The sequence below is a fragment of the Thalassotalea sp. G20_0 genome, from assembly GCF_017744175.1.
In the GTDB taxonomy this organism is placed as follows: Bacteria; Pseudomonadota; Gammaproteobacteria; order Pseudomonadales; family Endozoicomonadaceae; genus Endozoicomonas.
The window spans coordinates 1-5,112 of sequence record NZ_JAGHQV010000101.1 but is presented as its reverse complement, the minus strand read 5'-3'; the positions used below and the strand labels follow the sequence as shown (position 1 = coordinate 5,112).

The 5,112-nt window shown below is 44.0% G+C and carries 5 protein-coding genes; 3 read left to right on the top strand and 2 right to left on the bottom strand.

The window, feature by feature from the left end:
• Window positions 1-662 precede the first annotated feature (662 nt).
• On the bottom strand, window positions 663-887 hold the full coding sequence (locus J7438_RS24450; protein ID WP_209278664.1) for a transposase: 225 nt from the start codon (window positions 885-887) through the stop codon (window positions 663-665).
• Window positions 888-1,054: 167 nt separating this feature from the next.
• Between J7438_RS24450 and J7438_RS24445 the strand changes: the two genes are divergently transcribed.
• Window positions 1,055-2,065, top strand: coding sequence for a hypothetical protein (locus J7438_RS24445; protein WP_209278663.1), 1,011 nt, complete (start codon window positions 1,055-1,057; stop codon window positions 2,063-2,065).
• A gap of 403 nt (window positions 2,066-2,468) precedes the next feature.
• On the opposite strand, the gene J7438_RS24440 is transcribed toward J7438_RS24445, so the two are convergent.
• Window positions 2,469-3,179: a hypothetical protein gene (locus tag J7438_RS24440; RefSeq protein ID WP_209278662.1), complete on the bottom strand. Its 711-nt coding sequence runs from the start codon at window positions 3,177-3,179 to the stop codon at window positions 2,469-2,471.
• Between the two features lie 280 nt (window positions 3,180-3,459).
• Between J7438_RS24440 and J7438_RS24435 the strand changes: the two genes are divergently transcribed.
• Both J7438_RS24435 and J7438_RS24430 read left to right on the top strand, forming a co-directional pair.
• Complete coding sequence (locus tag J7438_RS24435) at window positions 3,460-4,119, top strand: anaerobic C4-dicarboxylate transporter family protein (RefSeq protein ID WP_286196903.1); 660 nt, start codon at window positions 3,460-3,462, stop codon at window positions 4,117-4,119.
• Window positions 4,120-4,249: 130 nt separating this feature from the next.
• Window positions 4,250-4,810, top strand: a complete 561-nt coding sequence (locus J7438_RS24430) for a Smr/MutS family protein (protein WP_209203391.1) — start codon at window positions 4,250-4,252, stop codon at window positions 4,808-4,810.
• Window positions 4,811-5,112 lie beyond the last annotated feature (302 nt).

Here is a 5,112-nt window from a genome sequence, read left to right as displayed (position 1 = left end):
AAAGCACCGGAAAATGCTGGGTTCATGGGATGTCTGTGAGCGGTGCTCTCTACCCTGCCTGATCAACGTATTTTCATTTACTTTAATGTGGCCAGAATTTTCTGAATGCTCTTTCTTATATTGTCTTGATAGTGTCTTCTATCTGGCTGTTGCTGAGTGCTTTTTATACGCTTCCTGTTTGGTATGAATTTGAAATTCTTACGATGATCAATACTATCATTTAAAAAAAGAATAAATGACGTACTCTCTTCACTTTTTAAAAAGTGGGTGTCCTTTTTATTAAAAGTAAAAGTGGGTGTCCTTTTTATTCTGTGTAAGGGTGTCCTTTTTATTCGCTTTTTATTCGGTCTTTTTATTCCTTAAAAAGTGGGTGTCCTTTTTATTCTTCACTTTTTAAAAAGTGGGTGTCCTTTTTATTAATTAAAAAGTGGGTGTCCTTTTTATTTCCTTTTTAAAAAGTGGGTGTCCTTTTTATTTCCTCCTTTTTATTACGCTTCCTGTTTGGTATGAATGAGAAATTCTTACAATGATCAATACTATCATTTAAAAAATGAATAAATGACGTACTCTCTTCACTTTTTAAAAAGTGGGTGTCCTTTTTATTCCTTTAAAAAGTGGGTGTCCTTTTTATTATTAAAAGTGGGTGTCCTTTTTATTCCTTTTTAAAAAGTGGGTGTCCTTTTTATTCTGTTTTCCGCGTTCCACTGGTCTGAATTTTTTCCATCGCCTGGCACAGGCACTCCTTTTGATACAGCATTTTTTCGCCAAGTGTACAGAGTCACATCAGAGATACCAGTCTCAAGTACCAGCTGTGAAACAGGCACATTATTGGGTGGCATCATCTTCTGAATGATGGACTCTTTGAACTCTTCTGAATAGCGGGCCATTGATCATTCATTGGCCGCCCCCTTGTTTAGGTTTCTAAATTCGGGCGAGGCGACAACTATGCTGACACAGGGGGCTTTGGGAACTCTAAAGTCGAGTAACGAAGAAACTTTAATAAAAAAGAGTGGTCTTAAGCTGTAATTCAATATTTCAATAGTTCAATAGCTCAATGAATAGACTTAACTTAGAATCAAAGTTCATTTCTGTTGATTCCTGTCTACAGGATTCTGCAGAGACACCTTTTATACCACCTTGTTGCGCTACCAGTTTACAGCCAAGGATGGTCGGCTATTCTACGCAGATACTGGGTCCATTCAATCACGGATATTTAAATGAGGTAGTAATAAGTCAGAACACACCATCTTCTCCACGTTCGATTAATGATTTTTCAATTTCTCAATTACCATCCACTGAAAACGAATTAGTGCCTCCTGAATTATCATCAGAAGACCTTGATGAAATTTTACGTTGTGATTCAGCCAGTGAATCTGTTGATAATGATTTTGCATCCACAGATTTAACCTCAACAAACTCTCAACAAATAGCTCAGCAATTACCCCAGGAAAATTCGTTAGCTGATTTTTCTCAGCGATCATCACGTCCAATGGCTGTTGTTGGTCCGTTGAATAAAGACAAACAAAAGAAAGCTATAACAAAAATTATTGAGTTTAAAGCACCTGAATTGTCCGGTTCTGGTGAACCCCTACACCCCACGCCCGCAGCAGCCCACGATCAGTCCAAGAAAGGGAAGGCTTCAGAACAGTCAGAGCAACGGAAGGCTTACCAGAAGATTTACCAGAAAGCTTACCGTAAGTCCGAGAAGTATAAGGCTTCCCAAAAAGCTTACGGACAGTCCGAGAAAAGGAAGGCTACCAAACGAACTTACAGTCAGTCCGAGAAAGGGAAAGCTTCCAGTCGAGCTTACGAACAGTCCGGGAAAGGGAAAGCTCGCAGACGAGCTTACGAACAATCCGAGAAAGGGAAGGCTTCCCGGAAGGCTTACGGACAGTCCGAGAAGGGGAAGGCTGCCAAACGAGCCTGGGCACAGTCCGAAATAGGAAAGGCTTACCAGAATGCTTACCAAAAGGCTTTCAAAAGTTCCAGTGATGGAGAACAAGCAAAAGTCGCTGGTAAGCAAGCTGCAACCTTTATAATAGAATCAAATAAAGCAAAAAAATAAAATTTGGTTTCAACTTGAATTCAAGTCCATTTAGAAATCTCTTACTTACTTTTTTGCATTTTTATGATTTGCATAATGAGCACCTAATCGTGATAGGGCAGAGCCTCACAACTCTGCTCCTCCCACATCACGAACCATACGGATCACGTGACATCGCTCATAGTTTTTCATCGATAACCGGGAAGATGTGTACATAGCGATTATTGGCGGCAGGAGTGTCAGCTTAAAGCTCAGGCTAACCCAGGACTCAATAATTGAACAATTCAGTACATAGACCTACTGCTACTTTGTCTGCTCAATCAAATACAGTTTCTCATAACTTTCGATTTGAAGGTGGTCGTTAAAGGTGAATGAATGCCGCCAACAAAGTAATCATTTGAAAGGCGACGGGTATAGACTGGCTCTACACCAACCGACACCAGGATGGAAGCGGAGGGCGTTTGGCGGTCACATATTTTTTATTTTTTCCCAGCAGGTTTTTCCAATATGGTACATCAGCCTTCAGCCAATTGCCTTCTTCATGGGAAGGGGCTCTTAGCTCAATGCCCACTGCGGCCATCGTATCAAGCTTCATGTGCCAGAGTTCGGGGTAGTGTCTTGCGGGTGCACAGATACCGGCCCATGGATCAATAATTACGGCTTGGTCATTCCAATCGTTAAAATTATCGGGGAACACCCCCTCTACACTGGGCTTCTGGTCCATTACCACAAAGCAATGACTATTCGGCCAGAGGGAAACACGGTAGTAAATCAGTGGCCCGGGTTGTTGTGACAGAAAATAACAAGCAAGATTGCTTTTTTCGCCACAGTTACCCGCCTTAACTTTTTTAACTTCTGAGATATATTCTTCGAAGTTGTATTTTTTTCTTTTCTGTCGTGATGCATGGATGATGTCATTGACCTCATCTGCATCAGGTAGGCTGGGTGTCCAGGGTTTTATAGCACTTAAATGACCAACCCCAATATTACCAGAGCCTAAAGATGTATGGACATTGGCAAAACGCAAAGCGGCTTGCGCAATGCTTGGTTGTTTGGGAGCTGCTCTGCTGGCCAACTCATGAACGTACCCGTATTGTACGAGGTTTTGGAGAGAAGCGGAACGCTGTAAGGGCATGGAAACGACTCCTGCTGGTTTTAGGACATCTGCAAGAAACAGGGGTGAAAAGCCATTCTCTAAACACAATCGGACTTTCAAGCAGTAAGAATACTACCTATCACTGTTAACCTTAGTTTTTTTGACTTGGTTTTCCCTCCTCACAGGACACAGTGCTAAGGGAAGCCGCATGGCAAAAGTGCCGGTTGCTTTAATCCGTTGTCATTCCGTACAGGGACTGTACGGTACCCATGTGGCAGGGTTAGGAGGCTGATCCACCTCCCTGAGAGATGGGTCCTGTATGCTGGGTACTGGCCATTCGGTTTACTCGGTGATGCCGATCATTGGCGATATCGCCCTGAAGAACAAAATCCGACCTGAACGACCAATGGCTGCTGCATCTATTGCTTCTCAGCTGGCCATTACCGCCAGCCCGCTCTCCGCTGCTGTTGTTTACTATCTGACACAACTGAGTGGGATTGATGCCTATATCACCCTGGCATCGATTCTTGGTGTTTCTATTCCGTCTGGGAACCATTATTCTCTCCCTCTACAGTTATGCGCCGGGGTGTCGAGCTGGAAGACGACCCTGAATTCAAGCGTCGTATGGCTGATCCGATTACTCGCAGGCAAATTGAAGAAACCACAGCCACCAGCCTGGACGAAATTCTACCCCCATCGGCGCGTCACTCGGTCTATCTCTATTGCCGCGATCGCCACCATTATTCTGGTGGCCATGATGCCGGTAATCCGCACCATCGGTGAAAAAGCCATTAAAATGGATGCCATCATCCAAATGATAAAGCGGCCTCTTGGGTATTTCAGGTTCCAGAGTTCCTGTGCGACGGTATCCCTCCGTGCCGGTTTTCGTTTTTTGGGCGGCACGCCATCCAATCAAATGGCGGTCAAGATAAGAATCATTGTCATTTGTACCAACTTCAATAATTCGATGACTCAATGAATCACTTTAACAAATCAAATCATCTCAATCAGAAACTACTCTCAAGTGGTTTGATGATACATGCACAATTAGTACAATACCTTTCCGGTTAACTGTTAACCACCTTACTCAGTGATAAGTAGCCATTTTTATGCCAGAGCGAGATGACGAGCAAAGCTTTCAGGAAGCCATGAGGGATGTACGACCATTGGTTGGCAGAAAAGGCAACAAGACGCATTCTGGCATCCATCGCAAAACGAATTCAGATATTCCGGAAAGCACTCTAAGGGCTCGCCGCAAAGCTGCCGAGCTGGACAAGCCATCCTCTGGTGCTGCACTCTCTGACGCCTGGATTGAGCCTGTCGATCCTGAACAGTTTATTGAATACTCTCAGCCCGGAATCCAGACCACAAGGCTCAGGCAACTGCGTCAGGGGATGATCCCGGTTCAGTTTCAAGTGGACCTGCATGGCTATAAGATTGATGAAGCCAGAGATCTTATCCATGAGTTCATTCAGGTTTCCCGCTACCGTGGGCTCACCTGTGTGCGCATCATTCATGGTAAGTCTCACCGCAGCAAAGAACGACAATCGACGTTAAAGAGCCATACCAATCACTGGTTAAAACAGATACCGGATGTTCTGGCATTTTGTTCTGCCCCGCCTTCCGAAGGTGGCACCGGTTCTGTTCTGGTTCTGCTGAAAAGGAAATAAACCCTACCTTGCCACTGCAGAGAATCTGCAAAAATGCAGTATACCGTCCGATCACAGGCGTGATATTATGGTTGTCATCAGGTCAAAAATCTTCGTCCAAAATGCGTTGTATTTCACCTAGTCTTTACACAGCAACCTGCCACTATTCGACCGAGCGTTACTGGCGCACTGGTCTCTAGGAGGCTGTCCGAGAATAGACTGCCCTACTGCGGTTGCGATAAATTGGTCTAAAAATTCCTGCTTCTTCGTCAAATAGCCCCGCTATTCTCCTCAGAATCAGAAATTTTTATCCTCAATTTCTC